We start from the raw sequence: 14,690 nt of genomic DNA, 5'->3' as shown, positions 1-14,690 counted from the left end.
CGATCAGGGCGAGGCTCTGTCCATGAGCGACCGGGTGGCAGTATTCAATGAGGGTCGTGTCGTGCAGGTGGGAAGCCCTGAGGCTATCTATGAGCGTCCGGAGACCCGTTTCGTTGCGGATTTTGTGGGGTCCTCGAATATCCTGGAGCCGGATTTCTGCGAACGCATTGGCGCCCCCTCCGGTCTGTGGAGCCTGCGTCCGGAAAAAATCCGGCTGGTGGCGGAGCCGATAACGGATGAACCCGGTACCGTTACTATTACCGGTGAGATTCGACATGTTCAGTACCAGGGGGCGACTCGCCGTTGTGTGATGGCGGTCAAGGGGGCTGAGCTCGCCCTGGCGTTGCCGGCTGTTGGTGTTGAGCCGGTGGTGGGTAGCGTTGCTCACGCCCGCTGGCACCTGGATGATATGCACGGGATGGCGCTGGCATGAATGCCCCGGACGCAGTCGTTTCTCACTCCCGCGGCGGCGCGCTGGGCCGGCTGTCAGATATGTTCTACCGTCGGCCGTCGATACTGCTCGCGCTTTTGCTGGGGCCTCCTCTGCTCTGGATCGGGGTGGTGTATGTAGGTTCGCTACTGGCGCTGCTGGTGCAGAGTTTCTATTCCATTGACGAATTTTCCGGGCGCATTGTGCGGGAATTCACCTTCAAGACCTATCTGGAACTGCTGCGTCCCTCCAATCTGGATATCGTCCTGCGTACCGTACTGATGGCGGCTACAGTGACCGTGGCCTCCGCCACGATTGCGTTTCCCATTGCCTACTATGCGGCCCGCTATGCCCGGGGCTGGGTCAAGGGACTGTTTTTTATCGCCGTGATGCTGCCGCTATGGTCCAGCTATCTGGTTCGGGTGTACGCCTGGAAACTGATTCTGGCGAACGAGGGGGTACTCAACTGGAGCCTTGCCAAAGTGGGACTGAGCCCCATGGTCGAAGCTTTGCTGTCACTCCCGGTTATTGGAGGGCCGTCACTGTCCTTCAGCTACATGGGTACTTTCCTGGTGTTCCTTTATCTTTGGCTGCCGTTCATGATTCTGCCGATTCAGGCGGCCCTGGAGCGGGTGCCTGTCTCGATGCTGGACGCCTCCGGTGATCTCGGCGCCCGCCCGGGCCAGACTTTCCGCAAGATCATTTTCCCGCTGGCGCTTCCGGGCATTGTGGCAGGCTCCATTTTTACCTTCTCGCTGACGTTGGGTGACTATATCGCCCCTCAGATCGTGGGTTCATCGCGCCTGTTTATCGGCCAGGCCGTCTATGTACACCAGGGCACCGCGGGCAACCTGCCGATGGCGGCCGCCTTCTCCATGGTGCCCATCGTGGTGATGGCCATCTACCTGTGGATTGCCAAGCGAATGGGGGCCTTCAATGCGCTTTAACCGCTCCGATGCGCCCTGGCGTCTGAAACTGGCGGCAATCGCCGGCCTGCTTTTCCTGCACCTGCCACTGGTACTGATTTTTCTCTACGCCTTTACCACGGAAGAGAAGAGCTATCAGTTTCCGCCTCCCGGCTACACTCTGAAATGGTTCGCCGTGGTGTGGGAACGCCAGGACATCTGGGATGCCTTCATGCTCTCCTTCAAGATTGCCTGTATAGCCACGGGGGCGGCCATCGTTCTGGGCACCCTGGCTGCGGCCGCCGTTGCCCGTACCCGCTTCTTCGGGCGGGAAGCGGTATCGTTGCTGATCATTCTGCCCATCGCCCTGCCCGGGGTGGTGACCGGCATCGCCTTGCGCTCGGCCTTTGACATCGCCAGCATTCCCTTCTCTTTCTGGACTATCGTGCTGGGTCACGCCACCTTCTGTGTGGTGGTGGTTTACAACAATGCCGTGGCGCGTTTGCGGAGAACCTCGCCCTCTCTGCTGGAGGCTTCTCTGGATCTGGGTGCCAACAGCTTCCAGACCTTTCGTCACGTCCTGCTCCCCAACCTGGCAACGGCATTGCTTGCGGGGGGCATGCTTGCCTTTGCGCTGTCCTTTGACGAGGTCATTGTGACTACGTTCACGGCCGGCCAGCAGGACACTCTGCCAATCTGGATGCTCAGCGAACTGGTGCGCCCAAGGCAGCGCCCTGTCACCAACGTAGTGGCGGTGTTCGTGGTGATCGTGACGTTTCTACCCATTCTGCTGGCCTACTACTTCACCCGCGGCAGCGAAACCATCGCCGGCCAGGGCAAGTAGGGCCGGCAATAACTACGAGGAAATCACCATGTCCAACACAGCTGGTCAGTTCCGGGGACACTCGCCCCAGGATATCCGGATGCTCATCGGCAAGTCGCTGGTGCACGGCGCCGGTCCCGAGGAGTCCATACTCAACCCCCGTACCGGTGTCAAAATTATGGGGCTGCCGGAGGCTACCGAGGAGCAGGTGCACCAGGCGGTGACCGCCGCCCGCAAGGCATTTCCAGGCTGGTCCCGGAGTACCCCCGGCGAGCGTTCCACCCTGTTGTTGCGACTGGCAGACCGTATCGAGCAGATGAGCGAGGAATTTGCAGCGCTGGAAGCCCTGAACTGCGGCAAGCCCTATCACATCGTGCTGGCGGAAGAGATTCCGGCGGTGGTGGATTGCCTGCGCTATTTCGCCGGTGCGGCCCGCTGTCTCCAGGGCAGTGCTGCCGGAGAATATATGGAAGGTCACACCTCCATGATTCGTCGCGAAGCGGTGGGGGTAGTGGGGTCCATTGCGCCCTGGAACTATCCCTTGATGATGGCAGCATGGAAAATCAGTCCTGCCCTGGCCGCTGGCAATACGGTGGTACTCAAGCCCTCGGAGCAGACCCCGCTGACCTCACTGCTGCTTGCCCGGGTAGCTGCAGAGGTACTGCCCCCCGGCGTGCTCAATATCGTGTTGGGTCGGGGAGAAAGTGTCGGCAATGCTTTGGTAACCCATCCGGAAGTGGACATGGTGTCACTGACCGGGGATATTGCCACCGGCAAGAAGATTCTCACCAATGCCGCCAAGAGCGTCAAACGGACCCACCTGGAACTGGGTGGCAAGGCACCGGTCATCGTTTATGACGATGCCGATCTCGACGCGGTTATCGAGGGCGTGCGCACGTTTGGCTATTTCAATGCGGGCCAGGATTGCACCGCCGCCTGTCGGGTCTATGCTGGCGCCGGTATCCACGACCGGCTGGTGGCCGAGTTGACCGACGCCGCTGCCAGCATTGTCTACGACAGCAGCAATGACGATGACAATGAAATTCCGCCGCTGATTTCCGAGCGTCAGCGGGAACGAGTGGCAAGCTTTGTGGAGCGGGCAGCGGAGCATCCCCACATGGAAATCACCACCGGTGGTAACAAGCCGGAGGGGCCGGGTTTCTACTATCAGCCCACGGTCATTGCGGGAGCTCGGCAGGACGATGAAATCGTGCGGCGGGAAGTTTTTGGTCCGGTGGTGTCGGTGACCCGTTTTGACGAGTCCGACGACGTAGTGGCCTGGGCCAACAACTCGGAATACGGACTGTCGTCCTCGATCTGGACCAACGACGTCAGCCGCGCCATGGACGTGTCATCGCGGCTGCGTTACGGCTGCACCTGGGTCAACTGCCACTTTATGCTGGTCAATGAAATGCCCCATGGCGGCATGAAGCAGTCCGGCTACGGTAAGGATATGTCGATGTATTCCCTGGAGGATTACACCACAGTGCGCCATGTGATGATCAGATACGCCTGAAGGCGCCGGGGCCGGGGCTCTTGCCCTGGCTGTTAGCCGGCGGCTGTTGAGCCGCCTGGCTATCCAATCCGTTCGTCCTGACTCTGAGCCTGTCGATGAGAGTCGAAGGAGGCAGGCTCAGAGTCAGATCCTTACAATCGCTCCACCGCAATTGCCGTCGCTTCACCCCCACCAATGCACAGTGACGCCACCCCCCGTTTCAGGTCGTAGGTTTCCAGGGCTGCCAGCAAGGTCACCAGAATCCGGGCGCCAGACGCACCGATCGGATGTCCCAGGGCGCAGGCGCCGCCGTGGACGTTCACCTTGTCGTGGGGCAGGTCCAGATCTTTCATGGCGGCCAGAGCCACTACCGCAAACGCTTCGTTAATTTCGAACAGGTCAACGTCTGCGGCGGACCAGCCGGTTTTCTCGAACAGTTTCTGCATGGCGCCGACCGGCGCCGTGGTGAACCAGTTCGGCTCGTGGGCGTGGCCGGCGTGGCCACGAATGGCGGCCAGCGGGGTCAGGCCACGACGCTCGGCTTCGGACAGGCGCATCAGCACCAGCCCGGCGGCACCGTCTGAAATGGACGATGAGTTGGCCGCGGTGACGGTGCCACCCTGGCGGAATGCCGGTTTAAGCCCCGGGATCTTCTCCGGGCGGGCCTTGCCAGGCTGCTCATCGGTGGTGATTTCGTCATTGCCCAAATCCACCGAGACAATCTCACGGGCAAACAGGCCCTTGTCGATAGCCTTCAGGGAGCGATCCAGAGAGGCCAGCGCGTAATTGTCCTGCTGCTCACGGGTAAAGCCATAGTGCTCCGCGCAGTCTTCGGCAAAGGTGCCCATCAGCCGGCCCTTGTCGTAGGCGTCTTCCAGGCCATCAAAGAACATATGATCCAGGGCCTGGGCATGGGACAGACGGGCGCCGCCGCGCATTTTCGGCAGCAGGTAGGGCGCGTTGCTCATGCTTTCCATACCACCTGCAGCAACGATGCCGGCACTGCCGGCCGCGATCAGGTCGTGGGCGAACATCACCGCCTTCATGCCGGAACCACACACCTTGCTGATGCCGGTACAGGGCGTCGATTTTGGCATACCGGCACCCAGGGCGGCCTGTCGGGCGGGCGCCTGACCAACTCCTGCAGATAACACATGGCCCATCAGCACCTCGTTGATATCGCCGGGGGCCAGCCCGGCCCGCTCCACGGCGGCTTTCAGTGCCGCCGAACCCAGCTCCGGCGCCGACAGGGATTTGAAGTCACCCTGAAAGCCCCCCATGGGGGTGCGGGCGATACTGACGATGACAATCGGGTCCTGGCTCATGATGTGTACCTTTTTGCTGTGCGGGAAATCAGTTGGCTGACACTATCGCGCATATTGATTGCGATGTGGTCGTCGGAAAAGATGAAGTGATGCTCTGGTGTTGCGTTCATTGTTTACGCCCCAGCATGCTGTTCAATACCGAGTCACGTCTGATAAGGCCGTGGTGAAGCGCCGCAAAAATGTGCAGGAGGACCAGCGCGATGAGTCCCCAGGCAGTCAAACCGTGCAATTCCCGGAACAGGGCATATAGCTCGAGATTCTGCGGTACAACAGAAGGCAGGGTGATCAGGCCAAATATCTCAACCGGGCGTCCCGCCGCGCCTTGCATCAGAAGGCCGGAGATCGGCATGGCAAACATCGCCAGATAGAGCAGCACATGGGATAGGTGAGCAATACGTTTCTGTGGGACCGAGAGCGAGGCCGGCAGCCTCGGTGGCTGGCTGACAAAACGCACCAGCAGGCGAACAGTTACCAGCAATAATGCCAGGAATCCAAACGACTTGTGGATCGCCATCAGCGTGGGTTGCCAGACCTGGAGACTCTGAACCATCGCCAGCCCGGCGAGTATCAGCGAGAGTATAAGGAGTGCCATGGCCCAGTGAAGAATCCGTGCGGGCAGGCTGTAGACCGTGGCATTATTCATTGGTCAGTTCCTTGTTTCTGCCCAAAAGATGCTCGCGAGCTCGGCGCCGAAAGGATTCGGCATAGGCTGCAGAGCGGGCGCGTAAAATAGGGTCGGCTGTTGCTGCCATGCCTGCTGGCAGGACCAGCGGATCAAAATTGATGTCGTTACAGGCGCCCTGTGCTTCGGCAAGCACCTCATTGATCACCAGTTGTCCGGCGACCAGCTGTTGCCGGGAATCCGGCCAGAGCGTGGTCGGATCGTTTTCATTATCTTCCGGGGCTGCAAGCGTAAAAGTCAGGTCAAACACGACCGGCTGCCGCGCCACCCGGGACATAAACTCTTCCTGCAATGCTTCAGAATTATCGTCCGCAAGTTCGGTGACCGCCGTGAGGTCTGTCAGTGCCGCTGGCACAGCAGCCCAGCGCACGGCCTGGCGATTGCTGTCCTGGTCAATCAGATAAAAGGCATTGATGCTGTGGTAACGCTCGGTAGCGAAACTCTGAGTCGGTGTATAGCTGGCTTGCCAGGCCCGGAATGCCGCTGTTTCCGGGTGAGCTTCAAAAAACGCCTGAATTCGCTCGGAGTTACGCTGCCCTGTCACGGGGTCCGGTGCCAATACAGACAACTGCTCGTAGAATGCCTCAGGCGTTCCGACTGCCATCACTGGTGGTGTGTTCATGGCCGTGCGCCAGGTCCCGGCACTGCTATTATCAAAGGCCAGCGCGAGACTGCGTACGGGAGAGCGCAGATCCGGTGCCGTCGGGTTATTGCCCGCGATGGATATCCGCCCGACGAAAGGCGTACTGGCGACCTGAAACACAGCAGCGGTTGAAAGCGCAGCCAGGCTGCCATTGGAAATGAATTCGCCTGCCACACAAAACCCTTTGGCATGGGCCCGGCGGAAGCCGGCATGTACATCCCCGCCCTCCTGAAGATCCACAAATCGCTGCGCAGTAACCGGTGATTGTCCGACACCGTTAGCCGCCATAAATATCAGTGCAGAAAGACCGCCAACGACCAGTGCAATCGCGGCATAGCGAAAAAAAATCATAGGGTATTCAATCCTTTCTATGGTGCTGGAGTCAGCCAGTACGATCGCGTGGCGGGGCCAGACCAGAAACAGGGTCTGGTCACCTATTATTGGCTCTGCCCGGGGAGGCGACGGACGATTATATCCTTTCTGTGTACCTGTCCGGGAGCGCAAACGGTCGCTGCAGGGTACTCCAGTTTCTGTCATGAACATTTTTGTGCGTCTGAGGACCTTCCCCGAACCATTTGCCATCCCCATGAAAACGTTGTCTATAAAACTCGGGATTCTTGAAATAAAAATTTGTACACATATTTATTTTATATTTTAAGAAAATATATATATCTAATATCTGTAATTGGGCATATAAGTTCGCCATGGCTGAATAAGTTCCAGCTTTCGAGAATTAACCCAAGAATACTCAGAAAACGTTCCTTTGTGGCGACTGGAACAGGCGTACGCCCTTGAGACCCCCGGAGTGAGCCTGTGCTCATCTTCCTATCCAGCTACGTAAAATATGGCTGGTACAAAGTAGTAGGAAAACAATTATGAATAAGATACAAAATATTACAAAGCCACTAATGGCAGTATTTATTATACTGTTGGCTGTTTCCTTATCTGCCTGCTTTCACACTAATAGTAATAAAAGCAGTGGTAATGAAGATAATGGTGATGGCGGCAGCAACCCTCCGGGTACCACTGAAGGCGTGTTTGCCGTCACTTCTGTCAGCCCGGTTAAAAACGCCGTTGCGGTCGGCACCAACAGCACGGTGACCGCGACGTTCAACCAGGCGATCATGTCTGACACCCTCGATTTCAACAGTTTCGTCGTGAGTTCAGCTGATGTAGATCAGGTACCGGGATTGGTGACTCTGGATGAGGCGACCAACACTGGCGTTTTCACCGCCAGCGGCGGCAATTTCTCGGCGAATACCGTTTACACCGCCACCATCACCACGGCGGTAGAGTCAGTGGACGGTAACGTTCTGGACGGCCAGTACCAGTGGAGCTTTACCACCGCTGAAGTGGCTGATAACACCGCTCCTTCAGTAACCTCGTCCGATCCGGCCAACGGTGCCACCGATGTTGCCATTAACCGCAACATTTCGGTGAACTTCAACGAGGCCATGTACGTGCCGAGCGTCAACAGCACCAGCTTTCTGGTGACTGACGGAAATTCAGAACCGGTTGCGGGCACCATAAAGGTCGTTGGAACCACCGCGGTTTTCACACCCGCGCAGGATCTGATGAACAGCACTGAATATACGGCTACGCTGACCACCGATGTGAAGGACCTGGCTGGAAACTCGCTGGTTGCTGAACGCGTGCTGACTTTCACGACGGGTGATATGGCAGCACAAGGCCCGGCGCCGGTTCCCCTTGGTACCGCTGGCGATTATGTGATCCTGTCGAAAACCGCCATCACCACCACTGGTGTGACCGCGATCACCGGCGACATCGCCCTGAGTCCTGCGGCACTTAGCGACATGACTGGCTTCAGTGAGACACTTGATGCGACGGGTACCTTTGCCACATCGGGTATCGTGGACGGCCAGATCCGTGCGGCAGACATGTCATCACCCACGCCTTCCATGCTCACCACCGCGATCAGTGATCTGGAAACGGCCTTCACCGACGCTGCCGGACGTTCAAACCCGGACTATACCGAGCTGTATGCCGGTGACATCAGTGGGCAGACACTCGAACCAGGGCTTTATAAGTGGGGCACAGGCTTGTTGATCTCCACTGACGTGACACTGGACGGTAATGCGAACGATGTGTGGATTCTTCAGATTGCTGGTGATCTTACCGTCAGCAATGATGTAGAAGTTCATCTGACCGGTGGTGCAATGGCGAAAAACGTGTTCTGGCAGGTTGCTGGCAAAATCACCTTTGGTACCTCGAGTAAGGTCAAAGGTAATTATCTGAGCCAGACCCTGATCGCCTTCCAGCAGGGCGCAGAGCTCAACGGTCGGGCCCTGGCCCAGACCGCAGTGACCCTGGACGCAAACACCATTACGGGACCTGCTCAGTAAAACTGACAGTAACCCCGCGCTATAAAAAGGACCCTTCGGGGTCCTTTTTTTGTCAGGCTTTTTCCAGGCTGCGGTCACCATCGCAGCGTTGGTTACTCAAAGCGCCCAGGCAATCAACAGCCAGAGCACAAGGAAGAACGCGAAAAAACCGACCAGCATGAACTGAAGTTCGCCCAGCAGGCCATCTCCTGCAGCCACCGCAAAGACAATAAGCACTACCATGGTGGCAAGGAAGGCCCAGACTGCCGCGGCTTTGAGGCCAATGCCAGGCGCCAGGTGAGTCTGATTGAACTCCGCAAGCATGGGCATGGCAAAGTAAGCCCCGATAGCCAGCGCAATCACCAGAACGATCAATGCAACAGCAACGGCTCTTGCCTCTTTGGCATCCTTTGACCCGGTCTTACCGATCATGACTAGGCCGCCTGATGGTTCTTGACCATATCGCGCAAATCGTGGGGTCTTGGCAGGCCTGCCACTTCTATTTCAGGCGTGTCGCCCGCAGTGTACACAGAGATTTTGCCCACCCCGAAAATGCGATTGAAAAACGACTGGTACACCTTGACGGTGCGGATGCTGCCAACGTTCAACTCGGTGTGATGCTTGCTCAGCAGGCCTCGCTCCAGGATCAGATCGTTGCCGGTAAAGGCAAGCTTCGTCGACTTGCACTTCACATACCAGGCCAGCAGAATGATGATGCCGATAGCGACCGGTATGAGCAGTACCGCAATGATGAAGCCCAGCGGATTGTTCTTGAACATCGCCGGGTGTTCCGAGTACTTCGTTTCCAAGCGTCTTTCTCCTGTCGTAGCCTGTGCCGCAGTGGCGATAATTCCCGTTTTTCGGTACCACCCGACATGCAAGCCTGTGGAATCGAGCGCTTCAGCCTACGCCTCAGGTGCTGCATTTTCCAGTGTCGGACTGCTTGCGCATCTGGCATCGGGTGCCGGGAAACCTGACTTCAACCGTCAGGTTCGGGGTAATTCGGGACTCGGGTCGAGCCCTTTCCCGGGTGGAGGCGAGGACCAAAGGGGATAAGGCAACCCTGCCAGTCGGTTCATCAGGAACGCATGGACCAGAAGCAGTAACACACCTGCCATCAGCACCGGGAGTTGTGCCAGGTCTGGCATCAGGCCCAGGGAAACGATCAGTGCGGTGGCGCCGGCTGGTGGGTGAGCGACGCCAAAGGCCACCATCAGGCAACTGGTCAGACCCATGGCCACCGCCACCGCGCCCACCCGGCTGAGGTCCACGCCCGTCAGAAAGGCTGAGGTGGCGTCCTGCAAGCCAAACAGGTGCAGCCCGACCAGGCCCATCACGGCCCCTATGAAATGTCCACACAAGGTGTTACGGGGCGAGGCCGGCTGCGCCATGGGCACGTAAAACAGGATAAATGCGGTGGCGCCAAGGGACGGAAAAATAAATGCCTCCTGAGTGACCAGGGCCACCAGAGCCACCAGCGCGATACTGACGCCGCTGTTCACCAGATTGAACAGTGCCATCACGGTTTTCGGGCTGTACCTCGCCATCAACTGCTCAAGGTGCAGCGCCCGCAACACACCGCTCGCCAGTTGCCAGCGGAGCTTGTCATTTTTCAGTCCCATAGTACGCCTTTGCACCATAAAGGTGCGAAAGGCTACGTGGTCACCTGATGTTTCTCAAACCAGTAATTTCGATAAGGGTTATCGGGAGTGTTAACGTTACTCCCCGATCCGCCCCTTCAATTCCGCCTTGACCAGCTTGCCGTTGGCGTTCCGCGGCAGCGGTTCATCCTGAATGGTGACGTAATCCGGAATCTTGTAGTCCGCCAGATGCTCGCGGCAGAAGGCTCGAACGACGTCAGCATCAAGGTCCTGGTCATCACGGCGGGTGACAAAGGCGTGGATTTTCTCGCCCAGCACCGGATCCGGGTGGGGCACGATGGCGCATTCAACCACGTCCGGATGGCTGATGATGAGGTTTTCCAGCTCGACGCTGTAGACGTTGTAGCCGCCGCGGTTGATCATGTCTTTCTTGCGGTCGAACACCCGCACATAACCCTCTGCATCGATGGAGCCGATATCGCCGGAGCGCCAGTGGCCGGCGGTGAATTCCCGTTCGTTGGCTTCCGGGTTGTTCCAGTAACCGGGGACCACCATAGGGCCACTGATCCAGAGTTCGCCGGATTCGCCGGTGGCCACTTCGCGGCCGTTGTCGTCCATGATGCGAAGTTCGCCACAGGGCACCACAAGGCCGACACTGTCGGCGTGACGACCCGCATCCCCGAGGGGCAGGCAGGTGGTGGGTGAGGTGGTTTCAGTGGCGCCGTAGGCGTTGATCAGTTCCAGGGCCGGCACTTTTTGCCGCAGGCCGGCAATGGTGCTTTCCGGCATGGGCGCCCCGCCGAAGCCACCAACGCGCCAGTGGCTGAGGTCGTAGTCTTCGAAATTGGTACGCAGCAGACACAGGTTATACATGGCCGGCACCATCACCCCGTGGCTGACCTTTTCCCTGGCGATCAGGCGGATGGCTTCGACGGCGTCGAACTGGCGGATAATGACCACGCAGCCGGCCACATGGAAGATGGTCAGCACATTGGCCACCAGACCGGTGACGTGGCTTACCGGCGCGATCAGCAGGGTGCGTTCACCTTCCTGCAGGCTCATCACATCGTGATAATGCATCAGGGTGTGGATGATATTCAGATGGGTAAGGATCACGCCCTTGGGCGTGCCGGTGGTGCCAGAGGTGTAGAGAATCACCGCCGGGTCTTCTTCGTTTTCCGGGGGTACAGGCAGGTCACCACCGATGGGTTCAAGCAATGTCTGAAATGGCTCGGTGCCCGGGTAGTCGCCGCCCACCGCAAAGCGATGCTGCAGGGCCGGTACTTTTTCCGGGGCCGGAATCTTGTGGGCCTGGCCGGCATCACAGATCACCACCCTGGCTTCGCTGTGGTTGAGCATATAAGCCAGGCCGGTGCTCTGTTCCCGCACATTCATGGGCACCACGATGGCGCCGATGCGCAGGATGGCCAGAACGCCAAGCAGATATTCCGGGCTGTTGCCCAGCAGGATGGCGGCACGATCACCGCCCTGCAGTCCCCTGGCAGCAAGCTGGCGAGCCATGGTTTCGACCCGGTCGGACACCTCGCGATAGCTCAGCCGCTGGTCGTCGCAGACGATGCATTCGCTCTCCGGCGCCCTCTGGGCGGCCTGTTGAAAGGACGTAAGCACACTGTGGAGACGGTCGCGATAGCAGCGAATGACCCGGTTCCCGAAATGATGTTCGTACCGGGTGCTGAAATCGGGGCGGGGCATGGTCTGGTTCATGCTGGGAATGGGCTCCTGATGGCCGGGTGGGTCTGATTGAGTTTGGCTGCTGGTTCAGTCAGCGGGCAGGGCGATGGTGGCTTCACCCACGACCTTGGCTTCTCCCTGCTGATTGCTGACGGTCAGTTCCAGGTCCACCAGGGTTTCCTGATTGTCCTGGTACTTGCGTCGGATGACGCCCCGGCAGCTGAGTTCGTCATGAACCTGGCTGATGGCCACAAAGCGCACGCCAAAACTGCGAATGGCACTCTGGGGGATCCAGTTGGTCAGCATCCGGCCCAGATAGGCGGTGGCCAGCATGCCGTGGGCGAACACGTCGTCCATGCCGTGATAGCGGGCAAAATCCAGGTCCACGTGAATCGGGTTATGGTCACCGGAAGCGCCGGCATACAGGGCCAGGGTCAGCCGGGAGATGGGGGGCGTCGACAGTTCCGGTATTTCGTCACCCACCTGAAAGCTGGCAGCCGCCGGAATGGTGGTATCGGTCATGGTTATGAGTGCCTGACAATGATGGTGGAACTCAGGTCGGCAAGTTTCTCGTCGACCCGGTGAACGGTGGTTTCCCGCACCAGAAATTCCAGGGCTCCTTCCTTCTTGCTGTAGATATCGGTGATCACCGAACGGAAGGTCAGCTGATCCCCCGCGAAGGCGGGCAGGTGATAGCGGAAATGCTGTTTGCCGTGCAGTACTTTGGCCAGTTCAATGCCCAGATCGTTCAGATAGCCGTAAGGGTTGTCGGTATCCATGTCCAGGCAGAACAGAAACGTGGGCGGCACCAGCACGTCCGGATAACCGGCACTGCGGGCGGCCTGCTGGTTGCTGTATACAGGGTTCGTTTCGCCGATGGTTCTGGCAAAAAAACGCAGACGGCCAGCTTCAACCGTCTGGGTGTGGGGTTCAAAGCGATAGCCGATATGCGCCGGATCGATCATGATCTGTATCGCCTGTGGTTGCGGTGGGGGTTCGCGGACAGCTCCGGCGGCGATACCCGCCGCAGCTGTCCGGCCAAGGCCTCAGGAGATTTTGGCCGGTTTCAGGGCACCGAATTCTTCTCGCAACTTGGTTTTGAGCAGTTTGCCGGTTGCGGTGTGGGGCAGTTCGTCCACGAACATGACCTCTTCCGGCAACCACCACTTGGCGACATGCTGCTCCAGGAAGGACAGCAGTTCTTCCTTTTCCATCTCGACGTTATCCCGCAGCACCACAATCAGCATCGGCCGCTCGGTCCATTTGGGGTGGGGGATGCCGATAACCGCCGCTTCCGCCACTTTCGGGTGGGAGGCCGCTGCGTTTTCCAGCTCGATGGATGAAATCCACTCACCGCCGGACTTGATTACGTCCTTGGAGCGATCCACCAGCTGCATGTAACCGTCCGGGTCAATGGTGGCGATGTCACCGGTGTGGAAGAAACCTTCGGCGTCCAGCGGATCGCCGCCTTCGCCCTTGTAGTAACCACTGCAGATCCAGGGGCCGCGGACATAAAGATGGCCGGAGGTAACGCCATCCCAGGGCTGACGATTGCCTTCATCGTTGACGATCTTGAGCTCGACGCCCCAGACACCGCGGCCAGCCTTGGTTTTGAGCTTTGAGCGCTCGTCATCGGACATGTCCGCATGTTTGGGCAGCGGTTTGTTGATAGTTCCGATCGGACTGGTCTCGGTCATGCCCCAGCCCTGTACCATATCGACGCCGCTCTTGCGGAACCGCTCCACCATGGCCACCGGGGGCGCTGCGCCGCCAACACCAACCGCGTGCAGCGGCAGCTTGGACAGATCAGCGTCTGCATTGGCGTCCAGGTACTGGAACAGCATCAGCCAGATGGTGGGTACGGCCATGGAGAAGGTCACACCTTCATCACGCATCAGCTTGTAGATGTTTTCACCGTCAACATGGGGTCCCGGCAGCACCATCTTGGCGCCTACCATCGGTGCAGAGTAGGGCACGCCCCAGGCATTGGCGTGGAACATGGGCACCACCAGCAGCAGCGTGGATTTGCTGCTGAAATCAAAACCGTCCGGAGCCACCTGCATCAGGGAGTGCAGCACCGTCGAGCGATGGGAGTACAGAACACCCTTGGGATTGCCGGTCGTGCCGGAGGTGTAGCACAGCGACGAGGCGGTGCGCTCGTCAAACTCAGGCCATTGATAGTCCGGTGTTTCTGCGCTTACCAGCTCTTCGTAACAGAGCAGGTTGGGGACATTGATGTCCGGCATGTGTTCACGGTCACTCATGGCAATAAAGGCGGTGACGCTTTTCAGGGCCGGTGCCAGTTGTTCCACAAGCGGTGCAAAGTTGTTGTCGAAAAACAGAACCTTGTCTTCGGCATGATTGATGATGTAGTTGATCTGCTCCGGATACAGTCGTGGGTTCACGGTGTGCAATACGGAGCCACTGCCGGATACGCCATAGTACAGCTCGAAATGACGGAAGCTGTTCCAGGCCAGGGTGCCGACGCAGTCACCGGCTTCGATACCCAGTTTCTTGAGTGCTTTCGCCAGCTGCTTGGAGCGGTCGCGGATTTCCGAGTAGTTGGTCCGGTGGATCGCGCCTTCGACGGTTTTGCTGACGACTTCGGTAGTAGGGTGAAAGGTAGCTGCGTGCTCGATCATCGACGAAATGAGCAGGGGGCGGTCCTGCATTAGTCCAAACATCGGCGGTCTCCAAGGCGGGTTATATTTAGTTGTAGGTCTGATGGCAGTCTGTCCCAGACGACGACGGG

Annotated in this window: 16 protein-coding genes; 5 read left to right on the top strand and 11 right to left on the bottom strand. The window is 58.6% G+C overall.

Features of this window, described 5'->3' with window-relative positions; genetic code table 11:
- From AAC035_RS09640 to AAC035_RS09625, 4 genes are all read left to right on the top strand, one after another.
- Nucleotides 1-433, top strand: a 433-nt coding sequence (locus tag AAC035_RS09640) for a TOBE domain-containing protein (protein WP_339803119.1), incomplete at its 5' end; no start/stop codon positions are given.
- Nucleotides 430-1,377, top strand: coding sequence for an ABC transporter permease (locus tag AAC035_RS09635; protein ID WP_339803116.1), 948 nt, complete (start codon nucleotides 430-432; stop codon nucleotides 1,375-1,377). The genes AAC035_RS09640 and AAC035_RS09635, both read left to right, overlap by 4 nt.
- Nucleotides 1,367-2,179: an ABC transporter permease gene (locus tag AAC035_RS09630; RefSeq protein WP_339803113.1), complete on the top strand. Its 813-nt coding sequence runs from the start codon at nucleotides 1,367-1,369 to the stop codon at nucleotides 2,177-2,179. Before AAC035_RS09635 ends, AAC035_RS09630 begins: the two co-directional genes overlap by 11 nt.
- Nucleotides 2,180-2,207: 28 nt before the next feature.
- Complete coding sequence (locus AAC035_RS09625; RefSeq protein WP_339803110.1) at nucleotides 2,208-3,674, top strand: gamma-aminobutyraldehyde dehydrogenase; 1,467 nt, start codon at nucleotides 2,208-2,210, stop codon at nucleotides 3,672-3,674.
- Nucleotides 3,675-3,805: 131 nt separating this feature from the next.
- Here the strand turns inward: AAC035_RS09625 and AAC035_RS09620 are convergent, their stop codons facing one another.
- The 4 genes from AAC035_RS09620 to AAC035_RS09605 all read right to left on the bottom strand — a co-directional run bounded on the left by AAC035_RS09620 (nucleotide 3,806) and on the right by AAC035_RS09605 (nucleotide 7,429).
- On the bottom strand, nucleotides 3,806-4,981 hold the full coding sequence (locus tag AAC035_RS09620; protein ID WP_339803124.1) for an acetyl-CoA C-acyltransferase: 1,176 nt from the start codon (nucleotides 4,979-4,981) through the stop codon (nucleotides 3,806-3,808).
- 103 nt (nucleotides 4,982-5,084) lie between these two features.
- Nucleotides 5,085-5,621 carry a cytochrome b gene (locus AAC035_RS09615; RefSeq protein WP_339803107.1) on the bottom strand — a complete coding sequence of 179 codons (537 nt, stop codon included), beginning with the start codon at nucleotides 5,619-5,621 and terminating at the stop codon, nucleotides 5,085-5,087.
- Nucleotides 5,614-6,654, bottom strand: a complete 1,041-nt coding sequence (locus tag AAC035_RS09610) for a catalase family peroxidase (RefSeq protein ID WP_339803104.1) — start codon at nucleotides 6,652-6,654, stop codon at nucleotides 5,614-5,616. The genes AAC035_RS09615 and AAC035_RS09610 overlap by 8 nt, the downstream gene beginning before the upstream one ends.
- A gap of 604 nt (nucleotides 6,655-7,258) precedes the next feature.
- Nucleotides 7,259-7,429 carry a hypothetical protein gene (locus tag AAC035_RS09605; RefSeq protein ID WP_339803127.1) on the bottom strand — a complete coding sequence of 57 codons (171 nt, stop codon included), beginning with the start codon at nucleotides 7,427-7,429 and terminating at the stop codon, nucleotides 7,259-7,261.
- Here AAC035_RS09605 and AAC035_RS09600 point away from each other — a divergent pair.
- Nucleotides 7,401-8,666 carry an ice-binding family protein gene (locus AAC035_RS09600; RefSeq protein WP_339803121.1) on the top strand — a complete coding sequence of 422 codons (1,266 nt, stop codon included), beginning with the start codon at nucleotides 7,401-7,403 and terminating at the stop codon, nucleotides 8,664-8,666. The two genes, AAC035_RS09605 and AAC035_RS09600, sit on opposite strands and share 29 nt — an antisense overlap.
- Before the next feature lie 96 nt (nucleotides 8,667-8,762).
- Here the strand turns inward: AAC035_RS09600 and AAC035_RS09595 are convergent, their stop codons facing one another.
- From AAC035_RS09595 to AAC035_RS09565, 7 genes are all read right to left on the bottom strand, one after another.
- Nucleotides 8,763-9,077: a hypothetical protein gene (locus tag AAC035_RS09595; protein WP_339803101.1), complete on the bottom strand. Its 315-nt coding sequence runs from the start codon at nucleotides 9,075-9,077 to the stop codon at nucleotides 8,763-8,765.
- A 2-nt stretch (nucleotides 9,078-9,079) separates the two neighbouring features.
- Nucleotides 9,080-9,454 carry a PH domain-containing protein gene (locus AAC035_RS09590; RefSeq protein ID WP_339803098.1) on the bottom strand — a complete coding sequence of 125 codons (375 nt, stop codon included), beginning with the start codon at nucleotides 9,452-9,454 and terminating at the stop codon, nucleotides 9,080-9,082.
- A gap of 177 nt (nucleotides 9,455-9,631) precedes the next feature.
- Complete coding sequence (locus AAC035_RS09585; protein ID WP_339803095.1) at nucleotides 9,632-10,267, bottom strand: HPP family protein; 636 nt, start codon at nucleotides 10,265-10,267, stop codon at nucleotides 9,632-9,634.
- Nucleotides 10,268-10,363: 96 nt separating this feature from the next.
- The gene (locus AAC035_RS09580) at nucleotides 10,364-11,971 is read right to left on the bottom strand and encodes a class I adenylate-forming enzyme family protein (RefSeq protein ID WP_339803093.1); all 1,608 of its coding nucleotides are present in this window, start codon (nucleotides 11,969-11,971) and stop codon (nucleotides 10,364-10,366) included.
- 54 nt (nucleotides 11,972-12,025) lie between these two features.
- Nucleotides 12,026-12,460 carry a MaoC family dehydratase gene (locus AAC035_RS09575; RefSeq protein WP_339803090.1) on the bottom strand — a complete coding sequence of 145 codons (435 nt, stop codon included), beginning with the start codon at nucleotides 12,458-12,460 and terminating at the stop codon, nucleotides 12,026-12,028.
- A gap of 2 nt (nucleotides 12,461-12,462) precedes the next feature.
- Complete coding sequence (locus tag AAC035_RS09570) at nucleotides 12,463-12,903, bottom strand: MaoC family dehydratase N-terminal domain-containing protein (protein ID WP_339803088.1); 441 nt, start codon at nucleotides 12,901-12,903, stop codon at nucleotides 12,463-12,465.
- Nucleotides 12,904-12,984: 81 nt separating this feature from the next.
- On the bottom strand, nucleotides 12,985-14,622 hold the full coding sequence (locus tag AAC035_RS09565) for a long-chain-fatty-acid--CoA ligase (RefSeq protein WP_339803085.1): 1,638 nt from the start codon (nucleotides 14,620-14,622) through the stop codon (nucleotides 12,985-12,987).
- Between the last annotated feature and the right edge of the window lie 68 nt (nucleotides 14,623-14,690).

It is taken from the genome of uncultured Marinobacter sp., assembly GCF_963974375.1.
GTDB lineage: Bacteria > Pseudomonadota > Gammaproteobacteria > Pseudomonadales > Oleiphilaceae > Marinobacter.
The sequence above is the reverse complement of the archived record's forward strand: the minus strand, read 5'-3'. Positions and strand labels throughout refer to the sequence as shown.

Excerpts from the sequence above, each read along its gene's own strand:
- AAC035_RS09635 (WP_339803116.1), top strand. The coding sequence starts at position 430 with ATGAATGCCCCGGACGCAGTCGTTTCTCACTCCCGCGGCGGCGCGCTG.
- AAC035_RS09630 (WP_339803113.1), top strand. The coding sequence starts at position 1,367 with ATGCGCTTTAACCGCTCCGATGCGCCCTGGCGTCTGAAACTGGCGGCA.
- AAC035_RS09625 (WP_339803110.1), top strand. The coding sequence starts at position 2,208 with ATGTCCAACACAGCTGGTCAGTTCCGGGGACACTCGCCCCAGGATATC.
- AAC035_RS09615 (WP_339803107.1), bottom strand. The coding sequence starts at position 5,621 with ATGAATAATGCCACGGTCTACAGCCTGCCCGCACGGATTCTTCACTGG.
- AAC035_RS09610 (WP_339803104.1), bottom strand. The coding sequence starts at position 6,654 with ATGATTTTTTTTCGCTATGCCGCGATTGCACTGGTCGTTGGCGGTCTT.
- AAC035_RS09605 (WP_339803127.1), bottom strand. The coding sequence starts at position 7,429 with ATGATCGCCTGGTTGAACGTCGCGGTCACCGTGCTGTTGGTGCCGACC.
- AAC035_RS09595 (WP_339803101.1), bottom strand. The coding sequence starts at position 9,077 with ATGATCGGTAAGACCGGGTCAAAGGATGCCAAAGAGGCAAGAGCCGTT.
- AAC035_RS09585 (WP_339803095.1), bottom strand. The coding sequence starts at position 10,267 with ATGGGACTGAAAAATGACAAGCTCCGCTGGCAACTGGCGAGCGGTGTG.
- AAC035_RS09580 (WP_339803093.1), bottom strand. The coding sequence starts at position 11,971 with ATGAACCAGACCATGCCCCGCCCCGATTTCAGCACCCGGTACGAACAT.
- AAC035_RS09575 (WP_339803090.1), bottom strand. The coding sequence starts at position 12,460 with ATGACCGATACCACCATTCCGGCGGCTGCCAGCTTTCAGGTGGGTGAC.
- AAC035_RS09570 (WP_339803088.1), bottom strand. The coding sequence starts at position 12,903 with ATGATCGATCCGGCGCATATCGGCTATCGCTTTGAACCCCACACCCAG.
- AAC035_RS09565 (WP_339803085.1), bottom strand. The coding sequence starts at position 14,622 with ATGTTTGGACTAATGCAGGACCGCCCCCTGCTCATTTCGTCGATGATC.